Here is a 23,893-nt window from a genome sequence, read left to right on the forward strand (position 1 = left end):
GCTTTTTGTCAGCCGCTTTCTGATCCGTTAGCAATGTTTTTCTACAAAACGTTTGATTCGTTCCACCGCTTTTTCTAGAAGGTCTAATGATGTCGCGTAGGACAACCGGACATTATCAGGAGAGCCGAATCCGGAACCTGGAACAATCGCGACTTTTTCTTCTTCAAGAAGCGCCTTGACAAATTCATCTACATCTTTGAAACCGCAAGTTTGAGCTGCTTTTTTTGCATTCGGAAATAAGTAAAAAGCACCTTCCGGCTTCACGCAGCTGAAGCCCGGGATTTCAACGAGCTGATCATAAATCGTGTTTAATCTATGCTCAAATGCTTTTCTCATCTCCTCCATTGGCTCAGAAGGTCCGTTGTATGCGGCAATCGCTCCGTATTGTGCAATAGATGTCGGATTTGACGTGCTGTGGCTTGCAAGGTTTGTCATCGCTTTGATGATCTCTTCTGCTCCAGCCGCATAACCGATTCTCCAGCCTGTCATGCTGTGTGATTTTGATACGCCGTTGATGACGATCGTTTGCTCTTTCAAACGGTCAGACAGCTGTGCGATGGAAACGTGTTTTTTTCCGCCGTATGTAAGTTTTTCATAAATTTCGTCAGATACTATCAGGATGTCATGATCAAGGCATACTTCGCCAAGCGCGGCCAGCTCTTCTTCCGTATACATAACGCCAGTCGGATTGCTTGGTGAATTAATAACGATTGCTTTTGTTTTTTCTGTAATCGCTTTTTTCAGCTGCTCAGGAGAAATTTTAAAGTGATTTTCCTCAAGCCCTTCCACATAAACAGGCTGACCGCCAGCGAGTTTCACCTGTTCCGGATAGCTTACCCAGTACGGCGTTGGGATAATCACTTCATCTCCTTCATCCAAAATCACTTGGAAAAGGGTATACAGTGCATGTTTGGCACCAGTACAGACAATCAATTGAGACGGTTTGTATTCAATATTCTGGTCACGTTTAAATTTCTCTGCAATGCTGTTCTTTAATTCAGCCAAACCGCCTGAAGGCGTATATTTCGTATGTCCTTCGTTCATTGAGCGTACAGCTGCATCAATAATGTGCTGCGGTGTATTGAAGTCGGGTTCGCCCGCTCCAAGGCCGATGACATCATGGCCTGCCGCTTTCAGTTCTTTCGCTTTCGCTGTAATGGCTAGTGTGGTAGACGGTGTTAATGCGGATACTCTTTTTGCCAGTTTCAACTTGAACTCCCCCTAATTCGTCTTAAGGCGTGATATTTTTGAGAATCTTTCCAGTTGTAAAGTCCACATAACTTAAACTGTATTGTCCTTCTTTGTCTAAGTACGTTACTTCCCAAAGCAGGACGTTCCCTTCTCTTGCCAGGTGAACCTCTTTTTGCTTTGAAACCAGCCCTTCATCTTGTATGATTTTCGCCGCTTTGTCCTCGGTGATTCCCTCTTTTGCTTCTTTTGAGAGAATTTTTGCTTTTTTATCTTCAGGAACCCATACATATAATTTGATGCCTTTTTTGTCGGTTCCCTTTACGATATAATACTTTTCTTTTCCGACAAATGTTTCGACTTGATCAACGCTGGTGAGGTCGGTTTCTTTTTTCGCTTCAGCAGCTGCTGCTTCGTGCCCCTTTTCCTTTTGTGCCATGGCTGATTTATAAATGTTTGCCGAGACAAGAAGTACTGCTAAAAAAATAATACCAAATATGGCGGTAAATATTAATGCTTTTTTTCTCATCTTCTCACCTACGTACGATAAATAGTAAAAACGGCTTGGTTTTTGTTTTCTTCATCAAGCGCAAGACCGAACATCAGATTATCTCTTTTCAGTGTCCGATTCAGCGTGTCTACAATTTTATAAAGGTCATCCGAATGCTCTACATTAATTGTTGAAAGAATTTCGATTTTGCTTTCCATTTTTTCATCCTCCAAATTGAACAAATATTGTTAGTCATACTCCTTTTCAGGACGCGCCATACTAGTACCACAGAGCGGAAAAACCGCTTTTACAAATAAAACACGTCCTACTCCCACACCGGAAAGCCGCTTTATGCGGCTTTTATTCACTTTTTCCGGCAACATAAGCTTCAATCTCACTGTCAGTCACTTCAGATATTGCGGACGTCGGCAGAGCGTCAAGAAACAGGCGCCCGTAACCAGCGGTTTTGACCCGTCTGTCTAATATGACAATCGTTCCTTTGTCTCCGGCTGTCCGGAGTAAGCGCCCAATTCCTTGTCTGAACGTCAGCACCGCTTCCGGCAGTGAGACCGTTTGAAACGGATTGCGCCCTTTTTTCCTCGCCAACTCACATTTTGCAGCGTGCAGCGGATGATCCGGAGCCCGGAAAGGAAGTCTCACGATGATCACTGTCGTCAGCTCATCACCAGGGAAATCAACGCCTTCCCAAAAATGATTCGTTCCAAGCAAAATGGCCTGATTGGCTGTTTTGAACGTTTTCATCAGTTTTCCGGGACTGCCGCCGGTTATGCCCTGAGCCAAAAGCTGAATGCCTGAAACACTCATGGCGAGCTTGAGTTCCTGATGCACTTTTTTCAGCATGTCATGAGACGTAAACAGCACAAGGATTTTCGGCTGTTTTTCTTTTGCCATCAGTTCGATATAACGTGCGGTATCCTGTATAAATTCAGTCTGCCCCGTATCTTGGATCGATTTTATTTCTTTTGGAATCATTACCTGCATCCGCTCATCATAAGAAAAAGGCGACGCGATCCTCATTGTGCGGGGGAAAAAGTCGCTTAACCCCAAACGCTCAATGATAAATTGAAACGAATTTTCTATCGTTAGGGTTGCAGATGTAAGAACGACACTGTTTTTCCGGGCAAAAAACTGATCAGCAAGAAGCTCGCCCGGTTCCAGCGGCTGCGCATATATAGCTACTGCATTCTTCGCACCTTTAGCATCTATCTCAATCCAAACCGCTTCATTGTCATCTGAGCCAAAGAACAGCTGATTTAGAGTCTGGCAGTACTCCCCCAAATCATTCATGCTTCTATTATATTCATCGGCCAAAAAAGCATTTTTGCTTTTCATAACCGTCAGATGTTCTTCCATCAGAGCCGTCTGGGTCTCAAAAAGCTGCTGCAAATGCGCCAGCATAGAACAAAGCCTTTCCGCTCCATCTGTTAAAATAGGCCATCCTTTATCGTGACTTTTTTTGTTCACGTTAAAGACAAGACGGTTTAAGTCTTCTTTAGGTTTTCTTCGTTTGACAAAAGAATGCACAGAGCTGAAAAAAGCATCACTTTCCGCCTGAATATGCTGAATCCACTCCTCCACTTCGAAAAATGAATCCACCGGCAGGCTGTGGCGCTGAAAAAGCTGTCTCATTTTTTTCAGAAGCCCCTGCTCTTTCAGCGTTCCGATTCTGCTCAATTTTGTATGCAGTTCTATGTAAGTTGCTCTTTTTCCTAAATGTTCGCTTGCGGCACGTTCAAAATGGTGTGCTTCATCAATGACAAAAGTCCCGCTATCCGGGAGTCTTTTTTTCCGGCTTGCCTCATCGGTAAGCAGAAGAGAATGATTCGTAATCACCAGGTCAGACCGCATCGCACTTTGTTTGGCCCGTTCATAAAAACCAATCACTTGATCCCTCTGTTTTCGTTTATAAGAATGATCATCATATGCCAATCTGTCCCACAGCAGTTTTCCGCCTGACGGCAAATTCAGTTCTGCTACATCTCCCGTGTTTGTCTCTGTCAGCCAAACAAGAAGCTGGGCTTTTGTCAAAACGGCATCATAGTTATCGTCTTCCTCATGAAGCACCTGCTCAAACTTATAAAGGCACAGATAATGCGTTTGCCCTTTTAAAATAGCCGCAGTCACCGAAAAAGGGAACATATCTTTGATGATCGGCAAATCCTTCGTCAAAATCTGCTGCTGAAGAAGGGTTGAATACGTGCTGATGACGACCGGCTTTTTTGACTTTTTAGCAAAAAGCGCAGCCGGAATCAGGTAGCCGATCGTTTTTCCGATTCCCGGAGCAGCTTCAATCAGCGCGTGTTCACGATTGGCAAAGGCCTCAGCCACTTCTTTCATCATCAGCATTTGGCCTTCTCTTTTTTCGTACTGGGGCATGAACTCAGAGAGCGCTTTTTCATTTCCTGCTGCCCAATTTTCTATCTCAAATAGAAATTCTTCATCTTCTTTGAGACGTTCAATCAAAGGTTCAGGTTCTCTGACAGAAAAAGATGAAAAACGCGTAAAGCCTGGCATATCTGTATGTCTGTTTTCATAAATGAACATATCTAACAAATGCGTCAGATCACTGATAAAATGCTGTGACAGCCTTCTTAACTGCTTTAATGTCGGGTAAGGAAGCCGCCTTAGCTTTTCAAGAATTTCCAAAAAAATAAGTCCTGTGACTTCAGCGTCGCTGTCAGCTCGATGCGGCTGATCATGCCGCAGCTGAAGCTCTTCGCTTAATTCAGTCAGCTTATATCCCTCAAATCCCGGAAATGCGATACGGGAGAGCTCAACAGTATCCAGCACTTCACAATCTGGGAGCTGGAAACCCGCTTTATGTAACTCATGCTTCACAAACCCGAGGTCAAAATGGATATTGTGGGCGACAAAGTAAGCGCCGTCAAGCAAATGAAACACTTCTTCAGCCACTGCTTTAAACGGCGGCTGATTTTCTACCATTTGATTCGTGATTCCCGTAAGCTGTTCAATAAAAACCGGAATGGATTTATTTGGATTAATATATTTTGAAAACCGCTCAGTAATTTGTCCATTTTCAATTACAACCGCTGCAATTTGAATGATTTTATCGCCCTTTTTTGGCGAATTCCCTGTTGTTTCTACATCTATAACAACGAACCGTTGCTTTTTCATTAAAATGGACACCTCAATTCTTGCATACGACAAAAGTGTAACACGTTTTGTACGGAAATGGAGCGGCAAAACCGTTTTACGCTGAAAATCTTAAACGAAAACCCCCGATAAAGGGGGCGGTATATCTACAAAATGGTGCTGGCAGGTTCTTGTCCAAGCATTTGTTCAATTTTGTTTTGGTCATTCAAAACGGCAACTTTCGGCTGATGGCTTGCCGCTTCTTGATCAGACATCATTTTGTAAGAAATAATAATAACCTTATCGCCTTCCTGTACAAGGCGTGCGGCAGCTCCGTTTAAACAGATGACTCCGCTTCCGCGCTGACCGGGAATAATGTACGTTTCCAGGCGTGCTCCATTGTTATTATTCACAATTTGCACTTTTTCATTAGGAAGCATTCCTACCGCATCAATAAGATCTTCATCAATTGTAATGCTGCCCACATAGTTAAGATTTGCTTCTGTAACTGTTGCCCTATGAAGCTTTCCGCTCATCATCGTGCGATACATCATTATATTCTCTCCATTTCTCGAATATCAATAATGATATTGTCTATTAAACGCGCTTTTGAAAATGCAACTGCTACAGCCAGAATAATCTTTCCTTCGAGCTTGTTCACAGGCTCAAGTTCCGGATAAGAAAATAGCTCAACATAATCAATTCTGCCGCTTGTCGTTTCAATGATGTCTTTTGCAGCATTGATGACCGTTTCAGGATTTCTCTCACCTGCTCTGATCAGCTCGGCACTCGTCTGAAGGGCCTGGTAAAGCTTAGGCGCTTCTCTTCTTTCCTCAGCCGTTAAATACACATTCCGGGAGCTTTTGGCTAACCCGTCTTCCTCTCTGACCGTATCTACAGCAACCAGTTCAATATCCATGAAGAAATCACTGATTAAACCATCAACAACTGCCACCTGCTGCGCATCCTTTAAACCAAAATAAGCGCGTGTCGGTTTAACAAGATTGAACAGCTTCGTCAGCACGATGGCAACTCCGTCAAAGTGTCCTTCTCTTGAACGCCCGCATAAAACCTCTGTACGTCTCTCAACATGTATCGTTATATTTTTTTCACCGGGATACATGTCACGGGCATCAGGAGTGAAAAGAATATCAACGCCGGCATTTTCCGCAAGAGCGGCATCACGTGCAAGATCGCGCGGATACGCTTCAAAATCCTCCCCGGGACCGAATTGCGTCGGATTCACAAAAATACTCATAACGACGGCGTCATTTTCTTGCCTGGCTTTGTCTGCCAAGGTTAAATGCCCTTCATGAAGAAATCCCATCGTCGGAACAAATCCGATTGTTTTGCCTTCTGACTGATATTGTGTAATGATTTCTTTCAGCTGTGAGATATCTGTAATCTGCTTCATCTTATTTTCCTCCGTACAAGCCTTCCAGGACTGCCTGATTCATCTGAAAGGAATGCTTTTGTTCAGGGAAAGCACGATGTCTTACATCATGGACATATCCACTGATTGCTGTTTCTATAGTGCCGTCAATTTGCGTATATTGTTTCACAAATTTAGGTGTTCTAACAACACCATGGCCAATAACATCGTGATAAACAAGAACCTGTCCGTCCGCTTTTACACCAGCTCCGATTCCAATGACAGGAATGGATAATATTTCTGCGATTTTTGCCGTGAGTTCTGCAGGCACACATTCAAGCACAAGCATCATGGCTCCCGCTTCCTCGCATTTTATACTGTCTTCTATTAATTTCTTAGCGCTTTGTTCATCTTTGCCCTGTACTTTATATCCGCCTAATACACCGACTGATTGCGGTGTCAGCCCTAAATGACTGACAACAGGAATGCCACCGAGCGTCAAGGCGCGGATGGATTCAAACACCCCTTCACCGCCTTCCAGTTTCAGCGCGTCGGCTCCGCTTTCCTGAACGATAGCTGCGGCATTTTTCAGCGTATCCTCTTTAGACAAGTGGTAGGACATAAACGGCATGTCGGTTACGATAAATGTATTTGGCGCACCTCTTTTGACCGCTTTCGTATGATGGATCATATCCGCAACTGTCACGCCGACAGTTGAATCAAGGCCTAGCACGACCATTCCTAGTGAATCACCGACTAAAATCATATCGACTCCCGCTTGTTCAGCAAGCTTGGCTGCCGGATAATCGTAAGCCGTCAGCATGACAATCGGTTCTTCATTTTCTTTCATTTTTAAGAAATCAAGTTTTGTTTTCACTTTTTCTCCTCCTCATTTTTAGAGGAGATGAGCTGCCGTTTCTTATACAAGCCAAAAAACCTTCCGCTACACGAGAAGGATTCTTCACTTTCTAAAGTTCGGCGAGTTTCATCCCTCTGTCCCAGTCCTTTTTGGATCAAGGCAGACTGCTGCAATGTCTATCTATTTTTTATGAATAGGTGCAGTTCGCAGGCGATACTGCCCAATGGAAGTATATCAAAATCAACACGCTTGTACCAACTACAATGAACCCATTTCGATATCTGCCGAATAGATTTTTTTTATGCCTTCCTTTGTTTCTAAAAGAAGAACACCCTCTTCGTCTATTCCTAAAGCTTTCCCATAAAATGTTCCATTTAGCGTTCTTGCTCTTAATTCACTGCCGATCCCAAGCGCATAGCTTTCCCACAGCAGCTTAATCGGCGTGAAACCATGCGCTAAATAATCGCGGTACCGTTTTTCAAAAGAAAGCAAAATATGCTGCATGACGCTGGCCCGATCTATTTTTTCACCGGCTGCCAGACTGAGGCTCGTTGCGGTTTCCTTTAGCTCCTCTGGAAAATCATCGGCCTCTTGATTGACGTTTATGCCTGTTCCAATAATGACTGAACGGACGCGGTCTTCTTCCGCCTGCATTTCAGTTAAGATGCCGACTGCTTTTTTTCCGTGAATTAATATGTCATTAGGCCATTTAATATCCGTTTGGAGACCTGTTGCCTCCTCTATTCCTTGCACAACAGCTACCGCAGCAAGAAGTGTAAGCTGAGGTGTTTTTTGAAGCGGAATGTCTGGACGCAAAATCAGGCTCATCCAGATGCCTGTTCCTTCTTGAGAATGCCACACCCTTGACATACGCCCTCTGCCGGCTGTTTGTTTATCCGCGACAACGAGAGTGCCCTCGGGCGCGTTATCATTAGCAAGCTCATGAGCCTTTTTTTGAGTGGATGAAAGGACGTCATGATAAAAAAGATGCTGGCCCATCACTTCTGTTTTCAGCCCAAACCGTATCTCACTTTCACTGAGTTTTCCAGGCTTTTTGATAAGCCGATACCCTTTTCTTCTGACAGCTTCCACTTCATAGCCTTCTTTGCGAAGCTCCTCAATATGCTTCCATACAGCTGTTCTCGAGCATCCGAGAGCATCACTGATTTTTTGGCCGGAAATAAACTCGCTTCCGGCCTGAGAAAATAATTCAATAAGATCGTTTCTTAAGGTTGATCGCATGTCTTCAGCCACTCCTCTATGTGTTCCTTCTGATTGGAGAGCTTTCCCGTTACAACAGCCTGCTCTATCCGCTGTAATTCTTCAGACACCCATTTTCCAGCGGGCTGGTTTCGCAGTGCAAGTAAGTCCCGCCCTGTGATGGCAAGATCCTTCAGACTTTTGATGGGCAGGCTTTGATAAGCTTCTCTAACTTCCTTCAGTCTCTCGCCGTTCAGCTGCTTGGTTTGCCGGAGCATTGATATTTTGACCGCGGATAAAAGCGCTTTTTCACCAGCCTTGTACATGGACATAGCGTCATGGCTCTGGCCAAACGTATCGGCAATGTGAGCGGCTTCCTTCATCACTTTTCCAGGGAGCTTCCAGGCTTTCAGGAAAAGCATCGCTTCTTTCAAGTCTATCTGAAGATCAATTAAAAGCGCTGCCCAAAGCTCCTCACGAGAAGTGAGAAGAGAAAACGGAAACTCGCTCGCCGTCAGCAGGTTCTCTCGTTTGTGATAAAAACCGGGCAGTTCTTCATAAAGCCCCGTATGTACAAGCATTTGAATGGCCTCTTGGGACGCTTTTCCCAGTAAAAGCTTCTCGAACTCTATTGTTTTCCGTTCGACTGATACATGAGACAGAAGTGTTTTCTCTTTTATGATCGCTTCTTCTGTTTCTTTCGAAAGCGTAAATCCGAGCTGGCTCATAAATCGCACCGCTCTCAGCATGCGAAGCGCATCCTCCTGAAAGCGGTCCTCCGATTTTCCAACCGTTCGAATCAGCTGCTGATCAATGTCTTTCTTGCCGCCAAAATAATCAAGAACTTGACCGTCAGCTGTCATGGCCATCGCATTAATCGTCAAATCCCTGCGTTTCAAATCCTCTTCTAATGAGGTGATAAAGTGCACTTCTGACGGTCTTCTGTAATTTTCATAATCTGATTCAGTCCGGAATGTAGTGACTTCATAGGTATCATCTTCCCAGAGCACGATAATGGTCCCGTGCTCTTTGCCGACATCAACTGTCCGCTTAAAAAGCCGTTCTACTTGGTCCGGTGCCGCATCTGTCGCAATATCGACATCTCCAATTGTTCGTTTCATATAGCTGTCACGAACTGCGCCTCCGACAAAGTAAGCTTGGTGGCCTGCTTCAATTAATGTGCGGAGCACGGGAAGTGCTTTAATAAAAACTTGTTCCATGTCATCACTCCAGTTCTGCTAAATCGGCATATATCTGTTCATACTGGCTGACAATCTTTTGTGACGAAAATTCATTATTGAGCATTTCCATGGCCGCTTCTGTAAACCGCTTGCTCAGCTGTTCGTCTTCTAAAATGCGAACCGCTTTGGATGAAGCGGCTTCGACATCGCCGACATCCACCAAAAACCCGCTCACATTGTTTTTTATCACTTCAGGGATACCGCCAATATTCGTTCCGATGCAAGGCACTCCGCATGCCATCGCTTCAAGCAGGACAAGGCCAAAACTTTCTTTTTCAGACAGCAGCAGCTTCAAATCACTAATGGAGTAAAGCTCCTCGACACGGTCTTGATTTCCAAGCATCAGCACTTGTTTTTCCAGCCCATATTTTCTGACAAGCTCACAGGCCACTGATTTCTCAGGACCGTCTCCGACTAAGAGCAGTTTTGCTTTTGTTTTGCCGGCTATATTGCGAAACACCTGGATGACATCCTGCACACGTTTGACCTTTCTGAAGTTGGACACATGGATCACGACTTTTTCATCCGGCAGGATTCCATGTTTCTCTTTAATGGCCGCTGTGTTTTTCTTAAGGTATACACGTTCATCTATGAAATTATAAATCGTTTCTATTTTTTTCTCCGGCTTAATTAAATCGTACGTTTCAGCAGCAAGGGCTGATGAGACCGCTGTCACCCTGTCTGAAGCCTCTATCGCAAAACGGATAAGATCTTTTAAGGATGGATCGTAGCCTAATACTGTAATATCCGTTCCATGCAAAGTTGTTACGATGCCGATATTCCGTTTCAGCATCTGCTTTGCGAGATAAGCGCAAACCGCATGCGGCAGAGCGTAGTGAGCGTGGATGATGTCTAAATTCTCCCGTTCTGCAACCTCAGCGATTTTGCTTGCCAATGTTAAATCATACGGCGGATATTTAAAAACGGCATATTGGTTAACTTCAACTTCATGAAAGTGAATATTAGGATGGTATGTATTTAATCTAAACGGGATGCTCGATGTTATAAAATGGATTTCATGACCCTTTTCAGCAAGCTGTTTCCCGAGTTCTGTCGCAATGATACCTGAGCCGCCGACGCTCGGATAGCATGTAATGCCTATCTTTAACTTTTTCATTGTTCGCCCCCAAGCACATCATGGTCCAGCATCAGCATCCGATTAGAAAAGAAGCCCTCGGCGTACCCTACACCCGCTTCTTTGCCGTACAGCTTTTCTCTTGCTTCAATGATCTCGATATAACCGTTCGTCAATGGTGTTGAAACAGAATTCTGTGACGGTACAAACTGGCTTTTGTAGGCATTGAGGCTTTTCTTTTTATCCTCTATTGTATCCGAGATATCAATAACAAAATCAGGCTGATGAAAACCATTTATCATATAATAGTAGACCTTACTTACTTTATGCGCAGGCAGGCTGTTTTCATCTTTATATTTATGAATTCCTGCTGAAAAGATCGCTTCTTCTACCAGTGCGGCAGCATTGCCGTGATCCGGATGACGATCCTTTTTATATGGCATAAACACCGCTTTCGGCCGGCAGGTTCTAATGACTGTGACAATCGCCCGAATCGCCTCATCACTCATCATCAGCCCGCGGTCAGGGAGCGTCAGCTGAATTCTTTTGTCCACACCTAATATACGGGCTGCTTCGGCCGCTTCTTCTTTTCGCAAACTGACTGTTCCGTTTGAAGACAACTCCGCTTCAGTCAAATCGCATATCACAGCTTTTTTTTCCTGTTTGACAAGCTTTGCTATTGTGCCGCCCATACCGATCTCGACATCATCACTATGGGCGCCAAAAGCAAGAACGTCAGCATTATACATGAGGTTCTTCTCCCCGAAGAAGATTGCGGAATTCAAAAACGCCTTCATCAAGTGTGCGAACAAGTATTTCTGCAGTTCCCATATTGGTGGCAAGCGGAATCGAATAAACATCACATAAACGGATTAATGCCGAGACATCCGGTTCATGCGGCTGTGCGGTCAGCGGGTCGCGCAAAAAGATAACTAGGTCAAGTGCGTTAACGGCAATTAACGCGCCGATTTGCTGGTCTCCGCCTAAAGGGCCGGATTGAAAACGCTGAATTTGAAGGCCGGTTGCCTCTTGAATTTTCAATCCCGTTGTTCCCGTTGCATATAGATCATGATGACTCAAAATCTCTTGATAAGCGGTTGTAAATTGGATCATATCCTGTTTCTTCTTGTCATGCGCGATCAAAGCAATTTTCATCATTTATCCCCCTGTCTAATCAATGATATTTTCCAATCCGTAGACAAGCTGATCAATCTTCATGACTTGTTCTACAGACAGTTTTACACCGGACATGAAGGAAGCACGGTTATAAGAATCGTGACGGATCTGCAGCGTTTGGCCGTCCATGCCGAACATCACTTCCTGATGGGCGATCAACCCTGGAAGACGAACACTGTGCAGACGGATTCCGTTTAGCTCCGCACCTCTTGATCCTGGGAGAATTTCTTTTTCATCTGGATGTCCTTGCTGTTTTTCTTTTCGAACCTCGGAAATCATTTCAGCGGTTTTGAGAGCCGTTCCGCTTGGCGCGTCAAGCTTCTGATCATGGTGAAGCTCAATAATCTCAACATCATCGAAGTAATTGGCAGCCATTTTTGAGAATTTCATCATGAGTACCGCACCCAATGCAAAATTTGGAGCGATGATAGCCCCGATCCCTTTTTCTTCTGTCAGAGATGTAAGTTCTTTCAAATCACCTTCAGAGAAACCGGTCGTACCCACTACAGGGCGGACACCATGTTCTAATGCAACTTTTGTATGTACTTTCCCGATTTCGGGTGTAGTTAAATCAATCAATACATCTGGTTTTGTTTCTGTAAAGCAGGCATGGATATCTGTGTAAATAAGAGCATCAGACTCAACAGACATCACATCAGATAATTTGTGCTGATCGTATGTATGGTCAACTGCTCCGACTAGGTCAAAATGAGGTGTTTTTTCCGCCAATTTAACAGCTTCTTGCCCCATTCTTCCCCGCGGTCCTGCAATGACTACTTTAATTGTTTCGTTTGACATCTTGATCTCCTCTACTTTCCTTCTTCTTTTCTAGTCCAGCGGTCTTTATCTCTTGTATTAAATTTATGCATGACTCGGTCGTGGGCTTCCTCTAATGAAATATCAAGTGAGTTGGCTAAACAAACCAATACAAACAGCACATCGCCCATTTCCTCTTCCATGCTTTTATCATCTTCAGTCGCTTTTTTTGGTTTTTCTCCAAAACGATGATTGATTTCTCTTGCAAGCTCGCCCAGTTCTTCGGTTAATCTTGCCATCATGGCAAGCGGGCTGAAATACCCTTCCTTAAATTGGCCGATGTAGCGGTCCACCTCAGCCTGTATATCTTTCATTGTTTTATCACTCACTGCACGAAACCTCCTATCATCCTCTTACATGTTAGCTAATTCGGATACGTTTGACAAATGTTTAAGCACGTTTGCTGTTTTCTTTTGCATCCACTATAATATAAACGCTATCTAATGGAAGGAAAAGGGGTTTTGTGTGATGCTTGGAGAAATTAGATTAAAAAACATATTTTTTATTTTAATCGGTGCAGCAATTTTTTCATTTGGCCTGGTTCATTTCAATATGCAAAACAATCTGGCAGAGGGTGGATTCACGGGAATTACACTATTGCTTTATGCCCTTTTCCATATTAGTCCTTCTATTTCAAACCTGGTTTTGAATATCCCGATCTTTTTTATCGGCTGGCGTTTGCTGGGCAAGACAATGTTTGTATACACCCTAATCGGTACTGTAGCACTGTCTTTATTCCTCAGCATTTTTCAGCGATATGAAATACATATGCCCCTTCAGCATGATCTTGCGCTTGCCGCTTTATTTGCCGGCGTATTCATTGGGGCCGGCTTAGGCATTATTTTTAAGTTCGGCGGTACGACGGGCGGGGTTGATATCATTGCCCGTTTGGTCAATAAGTATTTTGGGATACCGATGGGCCGAACGATGTTTGCTTTCGATGCTTGCGTGATCATTTTATCATTGCTTACCTATCTCTCTTACAAAGAAGCCATGTACACATTGGTTGCCGTTTTTGTGGCGGCAAGACTGATTGATTTTATTCAGGAAGGCGGATACGCAGCTAAAGGTGCAACAATCATCTCTGCGAAAAACGACCAGATTCAGAAGAAAATTCTTGAGGAAATGGAACGGGGCGTTACCATTTTGAAAGGACAGGGATCCTACACGAAAGAGGATCTAGACGTGCTGTATTGTGTAGTGCCCAAAAACGAACTGGTCATGCTGAAAAGTGTGATTAACTCCATTGACCCTCATGCCTTTGTCGCGGTCAGCGATGTCCACGATGTGCTTGGAGAAGGATTTACACTCGATGAAAATAAAAATCCGCTCCCGCGCTAATGTTTTTTTGATAACAAAAGGCGGCTGCCGCCGCCCCTCTTACTCATTTTGGATAATCCCGCTTTTTTAGTTTCTTTTTCTCCGCTCTGTATTTTCTGTAACCGACATAAGTAAGTGCAGTAATGATGATACCGCCTGTAGTGATCATCACCCATAACAAAGACGGATCTGCATCATCCTCTTCCACCCTGTCAAATACACACTTCAGATCGTTCTGGAGTAGGGAAAGCCGTTCAAGCTTCGTACTCTCGGTCATTTGCTGAAACCCCTCTTGCTCAATCACTTCAATATGTTTTCCGACTGTATCAAGCTGATCTTCTGATATATCGATTGTAAGACTTGGATAAATCAAATCATACAAGCTGATAAATTCGTTCCACTTTTCATAAAAGCTCGTACTTTCATTTTTTTGGACATCCTGCTTAAGTGCGGCAAAGACCTCCATAATCGGCTTCTCCAGTGACCCCCAAAGGGGATCAGACTGATTGTCAACAGCATCCATCAGCATTCTGAACTGCGCGGCTGCTCTGAGCTTTTGTGTGTCTGATGCATCAGCCTGTTTTAAACTCCGTACCATATCGTTATAGCCCAAAGTAATTTGGCGAATTTGGGCTCCAGTTAACATGCTGTCTTGCTTCTGTTTTTCAGCGGATTTTAATGTTTTTTCAAAATAAGATAAGACTTGTAGCGCCTCTTCATATTTCGACTGACGGGTCATTTGAAAAACCGTATCGGATAAATCATTCAATTCCTTGAGGCTTCCCCGCTCTTCAGCCTTGGCATTCCCATTATAAAAAATAAGAGCAATCAACAAACAGATCGTCAGCTTTCGTTTCATGCAGGTCCCTCCCACTCTCTCTCCTTACAGAATATGAAGGAAAGGACAAGGATAGACCAAGATTGTCTTTACGTCAGTTGAAGCTTTGTTTGCTTTTTCGAAATGACGAGATAGAAGGCAAGTCCGATTGAAAAGATGCTCAGCCAAAACGTTCCGTATCCTATGTCAGTCATATATTCAGAAAGCATGGAGTATTGCGGCATCATTCCAAACAGATAATCAATGACATCATTATGAAGCGTCCAGGCCGCAGCGATAACAAGATGCCATAATGAAAATCGAAAATACGGGCTGTACAGCACCCCCTGGACAGCCATTGCAAAATGCGAGGCAATCAGCATATAGCCTTCCCATGGCAAATCACCCGTTACAGCCAATACGAGAAGATTCATTCCGACCGCCCACAAACCATATTTCACAAGCGTCACTAACGCAAGCGCTTCAAAAAGCGGAGCATTCCGCTTCATGAGAAAGGCCAGCAGCACAAACAAGAAGAAAAACGTTGCTGTCGGGCTGTCCGGGACAAAGATGAGGAAACGGGTCGGCGTCTCCAAAAGCTGAGGCAAGTACCAATAGTATCCGTAAACCGTTCCCAGAAAATTGATCGCTAAGACAAGAATAAGCATCGTTCGCTGTCCTAATACATATTGAAACCATTTCACATCAAATCAACTCTCAGTCTGTAAAAATAATGTGTCCATATAAAAAAGCTGACGCCTGGTCAGCTTTTGATAATAAAAGTATATCCTTCCGTTTCGCAATTCACAATACGTTATTTTGCCGTTGTTTCGGAAATGAATTTCGCAAGTTCTTCAAGCTGCTTATCATTTCCTTTGAACACGCCTGCCGGCATTTGGCCTTTTCCTTCAACAGCGATCTTTTTGATTTCTTCCGGCTTCAGTCCGGTGTCTACCAATGAAGGCCCGGCCGCTCCGCCTTGAAGATTATCTCCGTGACATGAAATACAGCCCTGCTCCTGAAAAATTTTATATCCTTCGGCACTGGTATCGATATCCGCTTCTTTTGTGATTTTCCCCTGCTCCTCCGCCTTTGCCCAGTCGTGAGTAGCTACGGACTGCCAGGTCAAAAATACAGCCGCGGAAATAGCCAAGAGCATCATCCCTACAGCCACGGGACGCTTCCAAGGCCTTCTTTCCGTTCCCCTGTCGAGAAATGGTGCCAAAAGCAGAGCGCCAAAGGCGATCCCCGGCATAATCATAGCGCCGACCACCGTAAAGCTCCCAGCGGCGTATTCATATTTCAAAAGCTGATATAAGAAAAGAAAATACCAGTCCGGCAGCGGAATATAACCTGTATCCGTCGGGTCCGCCATCCGCTCCAAAGGCGGCTGGTGTACAATCGTCAAAACAAGAAAACCGATCAGAAAGACAGCTCCGACCATCCATTCCTTCAATAGGAAATTTGGCCAGAAGGCTTCTGTTTTACCGGGATACTCTGAGTAATCCTTCGGTATATTCGGCTTTTTCTCAGCCGGTATCCTTGAGTCTCCTACAAATTTCATCCCTTTGCCCCGGTGCATGTCATCCCCTCCCTTTTATTCGCAGATCAAGTTTAAAGCGGTCCTGAAATCCCCTGCTTGCGGATCATAATAAAGTGTGCGGCCATCAATCCAAACAAGGCGGCAGGAAGAAAGAATACATGGATCGCAAAAAACCTAGTCAGCGTTTGGGCGCCTACAATATCCGGATGCCCTGCCAGGAGTGTTTTGACTTGCGTCCCGATCAAAGGAGTGGCTTCAGCGATCTGCAGCCCGACTTTTGTGGCAAACAGAGCCTTCATATCCCAAGGTAGCAAGTAGCCTGTAAACCCAAGCCCAAGCATGACAAAAAAGATTAACACACCGACTATCCAGTTCAGTTCCCGCGGCTTTTTATACGCCCCTTGGAAAAAGACCCTCAGCGTATGTAAAAACATCATCACAATGACCAAGCTGGCGCCCCAATGGTGCATTCCCCTGACAATCTGGCCGAATGCAACTTCATTTTGCAAATAATATACCGATTCCCAGGCATTTTTAATATCAGGCACATAGTACATCGTTAAAAACATCCCAGACAACACTTGGATAACGGTTACAAAAAACGTCAGTCCCCCAAAACAGTACACAAACGCAGAGAAATGGTGGGCGGGATTCACATGTTCCGGCACTTCGTGATCGGCAATATCCCTCCACATCGGTGTAATATCAAGCCGTTCATCTACCCAGTCATAAATTTTGTTCAGCATGTCACCCTTCCCCCTTAGGCTTTGCTTTTCCAAGATACAGGAAGCCGTCTTTAACTTCTTGCTCGTAATGATCAAGAGGCGCAAGCGGCGGCGTGCCCGGGACATTGGTGCCGTCTTTTTCATAGAGTCCGTAGTGGCAAGGACAGAAAAATTTATTCGGATTTTTAGGATCGCTGTTCCAGTTCACCGTACACCCCAAATGCTTACAAATTGGTGAAAGTGCTACAATCTCATCCCCATTTTTGAAAACCCAAGCTGATCTCGATTCTTCCGACTCATACCAGGCATCGACTTGATTAATTTTGAAATCAAAGCGCTGCGGCTCTTTTGTCAGCTCATCTACGCTGACAACCTGAACCATGTCCTGCTTTCCTGTCGATTTTAATACCGGGTCGAGTGCAAAGCGAACCATAGGCATGAGCATACTAGCCGCCATAAACCCCCCTACGCCTGTAAGCGTATAATTTAAAAATTGACGTCTCGATATATCATGTCTTCCGCCCATCTCTTCTCCCCCCCTCAAGGTCAACCCTGCAAACTGACTAAAATAGAAAATATTTCATAACTCTAGACACCCTCATAATATATGAATCTCTCAGCAAGGTCAATATAGCCAAAATATTGTTTATAAGGAAATGTAAGTGTTTTTACGAGGCGTTCCATAACTGTAACAAAACGTTCAAAATTTCAGCTGTTCGTTCATCTAATATTTTTCTTTTTATGGAGTCATTTAAGTGCTCTAACGGAACAGAAGGCGCAACAATCATCTTCCCCAATGACTCTTCGCAACTCCAATGATCATCAGCTGTCAGCAGTACAACATGCTGAAAATCTGATTTGACCTCCTCCTGTAAATCTTTCAGCCCTTGAACGGTATTTTCATTTCTATCAACATATGTATAAGCAGGCAATAAATATACCCGTCCTTTTAACTGCCTTTCCAATTCATCAGCTAGAAGCTGCGTAAATTCGCCTCTTTCAGCTGCTATTTTTAATTGGCTCCCCATTTTTATGTTAATTAATGGTATGACAGCGGTATCGATGTAATCTTTAGATTGTAAATAGTCCTTAGCATCAGGCATTTTCCACCTCATCATCGTTCTCCCCTTTTTACGACAACAAGCCTTGCATTACACTGCAAGGCTGGTCATGTTATGTGAGCTGATTCAATTGGCGCGATAATTGTTCAAATGCTTCTTTATCGTGACGATCAAGCGCATCGTCAATGTCTTTTAATAATTTTTCTCTTTGGAATGTAGAAATGGCGTGCTCCAGGATTTGTTCAGCCAGCCCCTGATCTTTTTTGTTTTCAAACAGATCTTTCGGAATGTGAGGGTTGGACTCCAGCACCGCCGCATACTCAGGAGAACTGTAGGCTGAACGGAAATTAAGCTGGATAAACAAATCCTGCTGTTTATTTAATCTAATATCATGAAAAGATTTTTCCGCGTCGGTTGTCATAACATTCTCTTTATAAAACCGAAACGGAACTTCTTCAACACAATGTGTTGACATTATAATGCCTCTAGGGCAAAATTCTGCCTGCTCTACAAAATGAACCTTTTCCATTAAAGAATCGTGGCTCATTAAATAGTTCAAGATCCATACGCACTCTCTGCGCTTTAGCTGATAATGGTTTAAAAACCAACGGATAAAATCCTTTTTCTCATTGACAGAAACAGGGGTCTGCATGTAATTCCCTCCTCTATCGTTCGTATAATCTATACTTATATGTTCCACATAAGCGGTTAAATTTCCTGCTTATCTCGAAAATTCATCCTCGATCCGCAAGATTATTTCTTCCAACTCTTCATTGGCTCCGTCTATTTCGAGTACCTTTTTCAATAGCGGCAGCGCTTCTTGTTGGAGGCCTTCTTCTAATAAAAAGGTTGCGTATTCGTATAAGAAATCTCTGTCATCACGATAGTGAAGAAAAGCTGCTTCAAAGGATTGTTTTGCTTGTTCATACTGCTCTAATTCGGTGTAAGCGCTGGCCAGATACCAATTGTATTTCGGATCTTCTTCCCCGTAGCCCCGCACCTCTTGAATCAGATCAATAATTTGCTCAAAATCCTCTTCCTTATGATACACAGCAAGGAGAGTATGAAGTGCTTCGACAAAACCAGGATCAAGAGCAAGCGCTTCCTGAAGAAGTTTTTTCCCTTCTTCTGACTTCCCGATTTTTAACGCCATCTTTGCGGCATAGAGGAAAAGTTCTTTGTTATATTCATCATACCTGATACCCTCTTTTGCCGTTTTTAATGCCTCTTCATACATCCCTTCAGCCTCATAGCTCTTTGAAAGCGGCATATAAAGTGATGAATAGGATGGATCAAGCTCCTTTAAATCGGACAGCTGTTTAATAGCCGTTTTGATCAGTCCCGCCTGCGAGGCTGTAAATCCATAGCCGAAAATTGTATTAGGGTCAGGATTCTCATCTACAGCTTTTTCATACCACGGAATGGCCTCCTCAAAATCTCCTGATGCACTTAGCGATTCCGCCAGTCTTTGGTGGACATTAACGCCTCCGATCTCACTCTGCTCCCCAGCCGTTCTTTTAAAATATTGAACAGCTTTTGCATAGGCTCCTTGAGTAAAGTAAAGCTCGCCTAGCGCAAAATCAATGATTGGTTCATTTTCAAGAATAGACTTTGCCTGTAAAAGCTTTTGCTCACTTACTTCGAACAGCCCCTGCATCTGATAAAGATCAGCCATGAGCAGCAGGCTTTCCGGATATGATGGGTCTGATTCCGGGATCGTTTCCAGCACAGCCAGCGCTTTTTCTTCTTCGTCAATATCTATTAAAAGTTCAGCATAAAAATTCGTCAGTTCTGTTTCATTCGGATATAAATCATGCAAATCACTGATCAGTGAGATCGCTTTCTCTACATTTCCCCACTCGTAATAAAGCTGTGCTGCGATGGCTTTATCTTCATCATGAAGCTGTTTTTCGGCCTTCGAGAGGGTGTTGAGTCCCTTTTCTGTTTCTCCTGCTTCAACTAATTTTATGGCTTCTTGAATTAATGTATTCAAATCGGACCGGTCCTTTCTTTTCCTAACAACATCAATCATACATAAAAGTCTTACTTGTTTGGGTTAATCCTATCATAATTCAGAGGAAAGCCCTCGGCAAATAAGATGCTTACACTGTACGTCAAGGAATTTCTGAGTCTTATTAGTTTATCAAAAGATCCTGCGATAGCAAATAAAAAAAGGAAGATAGCCCTCTATTACAGTAAAGCAGCCCTTGACCTGCCGACTTGTAAGTAAAGCACCCCTCCCTCTTTTTTAGTTTTTATATTCCTTTATAAGACAGGCTATGTTTTTCCCCTTCAGTTTATGACTGATAAACGCTCACACAACAAATCCTGAAGCATAAAACTTCAGGATTTGTTTGAAAGCTTATTTAAATGATCAAAAAAGTTTGGATATGACACATGAATGGCGTCTGTCTGTCCGATCTCAACCGGCTCCTCTGTTAAACAGGAAGCTATGCCGAGCATCATTCCGATCCGATGATCACCATGACTGGATACTTTCGCGCCGCCTTTAAGAGTTTGTTTGCCGTATACCTTCATTCCGTCTTCAGTCGGTTCAATCTCAGCACCGAGCTTTCGAAGCTCTGAAACAACTGTGTCGATACGGTTCGTTTCTTTCACTTTAAGCTCTGCGGCATCCTTAATGACTGTTGTTCCTTCCGCCTGAGTCGCAAGAAGCGCAATAATAGGTATCTCATCAATCAAGCGCGGAATAATATCTCCGCCAATTTCAACCGCTTTAAGAGATGACGTTTCAATGATTAAATCTCCATAAGGCTCTGCGCTTTCGTCAACAGATGGTATGATTTCAAGCTTTGCCCCCATGTTTTGAAGCACGTCGATGACACCGGTGCGAGTCGGATTTAACCCCACGTTTTTCAGTACAATTCTGCTGTTTGGAATCATTGCGCCAGCTGCAAGGAAAAACGCGGCTGAAGAAATATCTCCTGGAACAAAAATATCTGCAGCCGTGAGCTGCTGGCCGCCTTTTATGGAAACGCTTGTCTTGTCCTCTGCCAGTTTCACTCCGAAAGCCGACAGCATCCGTTCAGTATGATCTCTGGATTTATGAGGCTCGGTGACAGTGGTAGTCCCCTCAGCCTGTAACCCGGCAAGCAGAACAGCTGATTTAATTTGCGCGCTGGCCACAGGTGATACATAGTCAATGCCTTTTAATGTACCGCCGCTTACTGACAGCGGTGTAAATTCTCCGCCGGCTCTGCCGTCAATTTTAGCGCCCATTTGTTTCAGAGGTTCTGTTACACGTTTCATTGGGCGTTTCGCAATGCTTTCATCCCCAGCTACCGCGCTGTAAAAAGGGCGGCCCGCAAGGATTCCGAGCATCAGACGAATCGTTGTGCCTGAATTACCGACGTCTAACAGACTTTCTGGTTCTCGCAGGGAATCCATCCCTTTCCCGTGAATGACTACATCACTGCCGTTTCGCTCAATTTGAACACCCATCTTACTAAAGCAATCGATGGTGCTCAGACAGTCTGCTCCCGGCAGAAAATTTTTAACAGTTGTTGTGCCTTTCGCAAGCGCGCCAAACATAACAGAGCGGTGAGAAATAGATTTATCACCGGGAATATGTATTTCGCCGTTTAACGCCTGCACCTTTTCTCTTTTCATTGTTTCCACCTCAATCAGCATAAAAAGTTTCGTATTCCGCGCGGGCTTCTATGCACTGTTCGGCCCGTTTGCGGTCATCATCGGATTGAAAACTGATCCTTAAAATCCCGTTAATATCTTCTCTCGTTTCAATAATGCGAATATTCGTTATACTGATGCGTTCCGCAGCAAGTATAGCCGTTATCTCGGAAATCACACCAGGATGATCCGGCACGTCTACGTATAAATCATAAAATGCCGGTATTGCGCCCTTCTGGCGGAGAGGCAGTCCATCACGGTAGTCTTTTGCCGTTTTAAAATAATTGAATAGTTTTTCCGCATCTCCATGCTCTACATATGTCCGGATCGTTTCAATCTCACGAGTCCACTCATCAAAACGATCTAAAATCTTATCTTTATTATGTAACAGAATATCACGCCACATTGCAGGACTGCTTGATGCAATCCGGGTAATATCCCGAAAACCGCCGGCAGCAAACCGCTTCACAAGCGGATAAAGCTCTTCCGAGTGATGGGTCTGATGCACAAGACTGGCTGCAACAATATGCGGAAAATGACTGATCACGCTTGTTACGCCATCATGCTCTTCAGGCGACATTTCTACAAATTGGGCATTCGTCCCTTGCAGCAAATGTTTTAACTGATTGACCGCTTGTCTGTCCGTTTTACGGCCCGGGGTTAAAATATAAAATGCATTTTCAAACAGAAATTCCTTTGCAGCGGCAACTCCTGATTTATGCGAGCCCGCCATCGGATGCCCTCCGACAAATTGGTAGCCGGCAGGCAGCACTTGATCGGCGTAATGAACCACTTTTTGCTTTGTGCTTCCTACGTCAGTAATCAAAAGCGGATGCTTAATTTCTGAATGGGCCAGCTCTTCAAGCATAAGCAGCGTTTGCGCAACAGGTGTTGCAATAATAACGGTTGCAGCTTTTTTCGCGCCGTCAATAAACGAATCAGCACTCTCGTCTATCACACCTAATTTTAAGGCAGCCACTACCTGCTCATCTGAGATATCGACCCCAATAATGCGTTTTTCCGGATGTTTTTTTTTGATGGCTAACGCAATAGAACCGCCTATCAATCCGAGACCGGCGAGCAATATTGTATCTTTGATTTGATTCATTCGTCATCACCTGGTTCATAGACTAAAGAGGTGATTCTTGACCACCTCTTATAAAATTTCAGCTAAAGTTGCGAGAATTTCCTCGTTTTGCTCTTTCGTGCCGATCGTAATCCGGAGTGAAGTCGGGAACCCTAATGCATTTCCTGATCGGACAATATAACCTTTTTGCAGCAATGCCTGAAACAATTCATCAGACGGGCGGTTAAAATCTATTAAAACAAAGTTTGTCTGTGAAGGGTAGCATTTTAATCCGTGTGTTTCCGCAAAATCATAATACTGCTGAAGGCCTGCTTGATTTTTCTCGATGCAAGAAGCGATAAATTCTTGATCGTCAAGCGCTGCAATCGCTGCAGCCTGGCCAAGACGGCTGGTGTTAAACGGCTCTCTTGCCGGCTCTATTTGGCGGATCAATTTTTCGTCAGCAATACCGTATCCGACTCTAAGCGCCGCCAGACCGTATGCCTTTGAAAACGTACGCAATATCATCAAGTTGGAATACGTATTCAAAAGCGGTATGCTTTCCGGGTAATCCTCAGCTGTTACATATTCATAATATGCTTCATCAAGAACAACGAGGACACGAGAAGGAACACGTTCCAGAAATGAAATCAATTCTCCTTCAGCTGTATAATTGCCAGTCGGGTTGTTCGGGCTGCAAATCCAAACGACTTGAGTCTGTTCGTCAATCGCTTCAAGCATCGCGTCTAAATCATGAGAGCCGTCAGAACGAAGGGCAATTTCACGAACCTCAGCGCCTTCAATTACCGCATTATGCTTATATTGCGGAAAAGTCGGTGCTGCTGCAATCGTGTTTGTTTTGTCGTTTAAAAAAGCCCGGCATATTATTTGGATGATTTCATCTGAACCATTGCCGAAAATAAGTGATGTTTCGCTCACATTGAGGTGCTCACTGAGCCTTGTCCGCAAAGCGGCGCTATATCCATCGGGATAAAGCGCAAGCTGTTGAATTTCATGATGAAGTGCCTCTTTTGCAGCTTCCGAACAGCCGTACGGATTTTCGTTTGATGCAAGCTTCACGACTTTATCCAAGCCATATTCTGCTTTTACTGCTTCAATCGGTTTACCCGGCTGATAAGGCTTCAGTTGTTTTAAATGTTCTTTGATACGCAAATCCAGTCA

General features: G+C 44.0%; 26 protein-coding genes. 1 reads left to right on the forward strand and 25 read right to left on the reverse strand.

Annotated elements, in window-relative coordinates:
• Positions 1–27: 27 nt before the first annotated feature.
• The 14 genes from aspB to NYE43_RS11220 all read right to left on the reverse strand — a co-directional run bounded on the left by aspB (position 28) and on the right by NYE43_RS11220 (position 12,860).
• A complete protein-coding gene (gene aspB, locus NYE43_RS11155; protein WP_341061898.1) occupies positions 28–1,209 on the reverse strand; it encodes an aspartate transaminase AspB in 1,182 nt (393 codons plus the stop codon).
• A gap of 22 nt (positions 1,210–1,231) precedes the next feature.
• Entirely contained in the window at positions 1,232–1,717 is a 486-nt protein-coding gene (gene tseB, locus NYE43_RS11160; RefSeq protein WP_024121839.1) for a cell wall elongation/penicillin-binding protein regulator TseB, read from the reverse strand.
• Positions 1,718–1,725: 8 nt separating this feature from the next.
• Positions 1,726–1,896, reverse strand: coding sequence for a YpmA family protein (locus NYE43_RS11165; RefSeq protein ID WP_003225588.1), 171 nt, complete (start codon positions 1,894–1,896; stop codon positions 1,726–1,728).
• 142 nt (positions 1,897–2,038) lie between these two features.
• Positions 2,039–4,834, reverse strand: coding sequence for an ATP-dependent DNA helicase DinG (gene dinG, locus NYE43_RS11170; protein WP_339233208.1), 2,796 nt, complete (start codon positions 4,832–4,834; stop codon positions 2,039–2,041).
• A gap of 125 nt (positions 4,835–4,959) precedes the next feature.
• Positions 4,960–5,343, reverse strand: coding sequence for an aspartate 1-decarboxylase (gene panD, locus NYE43_RS11175; protein WP_101864651.1), 384 nt, complete (start codon positions 5,341–5,343; stop codon positions 4,960–4,962).
• 2 nt (positions 5,344–5,345) lie between these two features.
• Positions 5,346–6,206 (reverse strand): pantoate--beta-alanine ligase, encoded by an 861-nt coding sequence (panC, locus tag NYE43_RS11180; RefSeq protein WP_341061901.1) that lies wholly within the window; start codon positions 6,204–6,206, stop codon positions 5,346–5,348.
• A 1-nt stretch (position 6,207) separates the two neighbouring features.
• Complete coding sequence (gene panB / locus NYE43_RS11185) at positions 6,208–7,041, reverse strand: 3-methyl-2-oxobutanoate hydroxymethyltransferase (RefSeq protein ID WP_268496593.1); 834 nt, start codon at positions 7,039–7,041, stop codon at positions 6,208–6,210.
• A 240-nt stretch (positions 7,042–7,281) separates the two neighbouring features.
• Positions 7,282–8,265, reverse strand: coding sequence for a bifunctional biotin--[acetyl-CoA-carboxylase] synthetase/biotin operon repressor (locus NYE43_RS11190; RefSeq protein WP_024121844.1), 984 nt, complete (start codon positions 8,263–8,265; stop codon positions 7,282–7,284).
• Positions 8,250–9,443 carry a CCA tRNA nucleotidyltransferase gene (locus NYE43_RS11195; protein WP_341061904.1) on the reverse strand — a complete coding sequence of 398 codons (1,194 nt, stop codon included), beginning with the start codon at positions 9,441–9,443 and terminating at the stop codon, positions 8,250–8,252. The genes NYE43_RS11190 and NYE43_RS11195 overlap by 16 nt, the downstream gene beginning before the upstream one ends.
• A gap of 4 nt (positions 9,444–9,447) precedes the next feature.
• The gene (gene bshA / locus NYE43_RS11200; protein ID WP_341061907.1) at positions 9,448–10,581 is read right to left on the reverse strand and encodes an N-acetyl-alpha-D-glucosaminyl L-malate synthase BshA; all 1,134 of its coding nucleotides are present in this window, start codon (positions 10,579–10,581) and stop codon (positions 9,448–9,450) included.
• Positions 10,578–11,288: a bacillithiol biosynthesis deacetylase BshB1 gene (gene bshB1 / locus NYE43_RS11205; RefSeq protein ID WP_341061908.1), complete on the reverse strand. Its 711-nt coding sequence runs from the start codon at positions 11,286–11,288 to the stop codon at positions 10,578–10,580. Before bshB1 ends, bshA begins: the two co-directional genes overlap by 4 nt.
• The gene (gene mgsA / locus NYE43_RS11210; protein ID WP_024121848.1) at positions 11,281–11,694 is read right to left on the reverse strand and encodes a methylglyoxal synthase; all 414 of its coding nucleotides are present in this window, start codon (positions 11,692–11,694) and stop codon (positions 11,281–11,283) included. The genes bshB1 and mgsA overlap by 8 nt, the downstream gene beginning before the upstream one ends.
• A gap of 15 nt (positions 11,695–11,709) precedes the next feature.
• The gene (gene dapB / locus NYE43_RS11215) at positions 11,710–12,513 is read right to left on the reverse strand and encodes a 4-hydroxy-tetrahydrodipicolinate reductase (protein ID WP_341061911.1); all 804 of its coding nucleotides are present in this window, start codon (positions 12,511–12,513) and stop codon (positions 11,710–11,712) included.
• An 11-nt stretch (positions 12,514–12,524) separates the two neighbouring features.
• Complete coding sequence (locus NYE43_RS11220) at positions 12,525–12,860, reverse strand: nucleotide pyrophosphohydrolase (RefSeq protein WP_341061913.1); 336 nt, start codon at positions 12,858–12,860, stop codon at positions 12,525–12,527.
• 139 nt (positions 12,861–12,999) lie between these two features.
• Between NYE43_RS11220 and NYE43_RS11225 the strand changes: the two genes are divergently transcribed.
• On the forward strand, positions 13,000–13,872 hold the full coding sequence (locus NYE43_RS11225; protein WP_024121850.1) for a YitT family protein: 873 nt from the start codon (positions 13,000–13,002) through the stop codon (positions 13,870–13,872).
• A 43-nt stretch (positions 13,873–13,915) separates the two neighbouring features.
• Here the strand turns inward: NYE43_RS11225 and ypjB are convergent, their stop codons facing one another.
• The 11 genes from ypjB to hisC all read right to left on the reverse strand — a co-directional run bounded on the left by ypjB (position 13,916) and on the right by hisC (position 23,884).
• Positions 13,916–14,710 carry a sporulation protein YpjB gene (gene ypjB / locus NYE43_RS11230; protein WP_341061915.1) on the reverse strand — a complete coding sequence of 265 codons (795 nt, stop codon included), beginning with the start codon at positions 14,708–14,710 and terminating at the stop codon, positions 13,916–13,918.
• A gap of 68 nt (positions 14,711–14,778) precedes the next feature.
• The gene (locus NYE43_RS11235) at positions 14,779–15,372 is read right to left on the reverse strand and encodes a DUF1405 domain-containing protein (RefSeq protein ID WP_038954211.1); all 594 of its coding nucleotides are present in this window, start codon (positions 15,370–15,372) and stop codon (positions 14,779–14,781) included.
• 110 nt (positions 15,373–15,482) lie between these two features.
• The gene (locus NYE43_RS11240) at positions 15,483–16,250 is read right to left on the reverse strand and encodes a menaquinol-cytochrome c reductase cytochrome b/c subunit (RefSeq protein WP_010334724.1); all 768 of its coding nucleotides are present in this window, start codon (positions 16,248–16,250) and stop codon (positions 15,483–15,485) included.
• 32 nt (positions 16,251–16,282) lie between these two features.
• Positions 16,283–16,957: a menaquinol-cytochrome c reductase cytochrome b subunit gene (gene qcrB, locus NYE43_RS11245; RefSeq protein ID WP_003225560.1), complete on the reverse strand. Its 675-nt coding sequence runs from the start codon at positions 16,955–16,957 to the stop codon at positions 16,283–16,285.
• A gap of 1 nt (position 16,958) precedes the next feature.
• Positions 16,959–17,462 carry a ubiquinol-cytochrome c reductase iron-sulfur subunit gene (locus NYE43_RS11250; RefSeq protein WP_010334725.1) on the reverse strand — a complete coding sequence of 168 codons (504 nt, stop codon included), beginning with the start codon at positions 17,460–17,462 and terminating at the stop codon, positions 16,959–16,961.
• 142 nt (positions 17,463–17,604) lie between these two features.
• Complete coding sequence (locus NYE43_RS11255; protein WP_101860372.1) at positions 17,605–18,051, reverse strand: YpiF family protein; 447 nt, start codon at positions 18,049–18,051, stop codon at positions 17,605–17,607.
• A 58-nt stretch (positions 18,052–18,109) separates the two neighbouring features.
• Positions 18,110–18,649: a ReoY family proteolytic degradation factor gene (locus NYE43_RS11260; RefSeq protein ID WP_003225551.1), complete on the reverse strand. Its 540-nt coding sequence runs from the start codon at positions 18,647–18,649 to the stop codon at positions 18,110–18,112.
• A 69-nt stretch (positions 18,650–18,718) separates the two neighbouring features.
• Positions 18,719–19,990: a tetratricopeptide repeat protein gene (locus NYE43_RS11265; protein ID WP_103671821.1), complete on the reverse strand. Its 1,272-nt coding sequence runs from the start codon at positions 19,988–19,990 to the stop codon at positions 18,719–18,721.
• A gap of 350 nt (positions 19,991–20,340) precedes the next feature.
• A complete protein-coding gene (gene aroA, locus NYE43_RS11270; RefSeq protein ID WP_024121855.1) occupies positions 20,341–21,627 on the reverse strand; it encodes a 3-phosphoshikimate 1-carboxyvinyltransferase in 1,287 nt (428 codons plus the stop codon).
• Positions 21,628–21,637: 10 nt separating this feature from the next.
• The gene (locus NYE43_RS11275; protein ID WP_101864442.1) at positions 21,638–22,753 is read right to left on the reverse strand and encodes a prephenate dehydrogenase; all 1,116 of its coding nucleotides are present in this window, start codon (positions 22,751–22,753) and stop codon (positions 21,638–21,640) included.
• Positions 22,754–22,801: 48 nt separating this feature from the next.
• The gene (gene hisC / locus NYE43_RS11280) at positions 22,802–23,884 is read right to left on the reverse strand and encodes a histidinol-phosphate transaminase (RefSeq protein WP_341061920.1); all 1,083 of its coding nucleotides are present in this window, start codon (positions 23,882–23,884) and stop codon (positions 22,802–22,804) included.
• Positions 23,885–23,893: the final 9 nt, after the last annotated feature.

Source organism: Bacillus sp. FSL R5-0434, from assembly GCF_038004745.1.
In the GTDB taxonomy this organism is placed as follows: domain Bacteria; phylum Bacillota; class Bacilli; order Bacillales; family Bacillaceae; genus Bacillus; species Bacillus halotolerans.

What these genes read in the sequence shown, in the direction of transcription:
- tseB (WP_024121839.1), bottom strand. Translation starts at nt 1,717, where the DNA reads ATGAGAAAAAAAGCATTAATATTTACCGCCATATTTGGTATTATTTTT.
- NYE43_RS11165 (WP_003225588.1), bottom strand. Translation starts at nt 1,896, where the DNA reads ATGGAAAGCAAAATCGAAATTCTTTCAACAATTAATGTAGAGCATTCG.
- dinG (WP_339233208.1), bottom strand. Translation starts at nt 4,834, where the DNA reads ATGAAAAAGCAACGGTTCGTTGTTATAGATGTAGAAACAACAGGGAAT.
- panD (WP_101864651.1), bottom strand. Translation starts at nt 5,343, where the DNA reads ATGTATCGCACGATGATGAGCGGAAAGCTTCATAGGGCAACAGTTACA.
- panC (WP_341061901.1), bottom strand. Translation starts at nt 6,206, where the DNA reads ATGAAGCAGATTACAGATATCTCACAGCTGAAAGAAATCATTACACAA.
- NYE43_RS11190 (WP_024121844.1), bottom strand. Translation starts at nt 8,265, where the DNA reads ATGCGATCAACCTTAAGAAACGATCTTATTGAATTATTTTCTCAGGCC.
- NYE43_RS11195 (WP_341061904.1), bottom strand. Translation starts at nt 9,443, where the DNA reads ATGGAACAAGTTTTTATTAAAGCACTTCCCGTGCTCCGCACATTAATT.
- bshA (WP_341061907.1), bottom strand. Translation starts at nt 10,581, where the DNA reads ATGAAAAAGTTAAAGATAGGCATTACATGCTATCCGAGCGTCGGCGGC.
- bshB1 (WP_341061908.1), bottom strand. Translation starts at nt 11,288, where the DNA reads ATGTATAATGCTGACGTTCTTGCTTTTGGCGCCCATAGTGATGATGTC.
- mgsA (WP_024121848.1), bottom strand. Translation starts at nt 11,694, where the DNA reads ATGAAAATTGCTTTGATCGCGCATGACAAGAAGAAACAGGATATGATC.
- dapB (WP_341061911.1), bottom strand. Translation starts at nt 12,513, where the DNA reads ATGTCAAACGAAACAATTAAAGTAGTCATTGCAGGACCGCGGGGAAGA.
- NYE43_RS11225 (WP_024121850.1), top strand. Translation starts at nt 13,000, where the DNA reads ATGCTTGGAGAAATTAGATTAAAAAACATATTTTTTATTTTAATCGGT.
- ypjB (WP_341061915.1), bottom strand. Translation starts at nt 14,710, where the DNA reads ATGAAACGAAAGCTGACGATCTGTTTGTTGATTGCTCTTATTTTTTAT.
- NYE43_RS11240 (WP_010334724.1), bottom strand. Translation starts at nt 16,250, where the DNA reads ATGCACCGGGGCAAAGGGATGAAATTTGTAGGAGACTCAAGGATACCG.
- qcrB (WP_003225560.1), bottom strand. Translation starts at nt 16,957, where the DNA reads ATGCTGAACAAAATTTATGACTGGGTAGATGAACGGCTTGATATTACA.
- NYE43_RS11250 (WP_010334725.1), bottom strand. Translation starts at nt 17,462, where the DNA reads ATGGGCGGAAGACATGATATATCGAGACGTCAATTTTTAAATTATACG.
- NYE43_RS11255 (WP_101860372.1), bottom strand. Translation starts at nt 18,051, where the DNA reads ATGAGGTGGAAAATGCCTGATGCTAAGGACTATTTACAATCTAAAGAT.
- NYE43_RS11260 (WP_003225551.1), bottom strand. Translation starts at nt 18,649, where the DNA reads ATGCAGACCCCTGTTTCTGTCAATGAGAAAAAGGATTTTATCCGTTGG.
- aroA (WP_024121855.1), bottom strand. Translation starts at nt 21,627, where the DNA reads ATGAAAAGAGAAAAGGTGCAGGCGTTAAACGGCGAAATACATATTCCC.
- NYE43_RS11275 (WP_101864442.1), bottom strand. Translation starts at nt 22,753, where the DNA reads ATGAATCAAATCAAAGATACAATATTGCTCGCCGGTCTCGGATTGATA.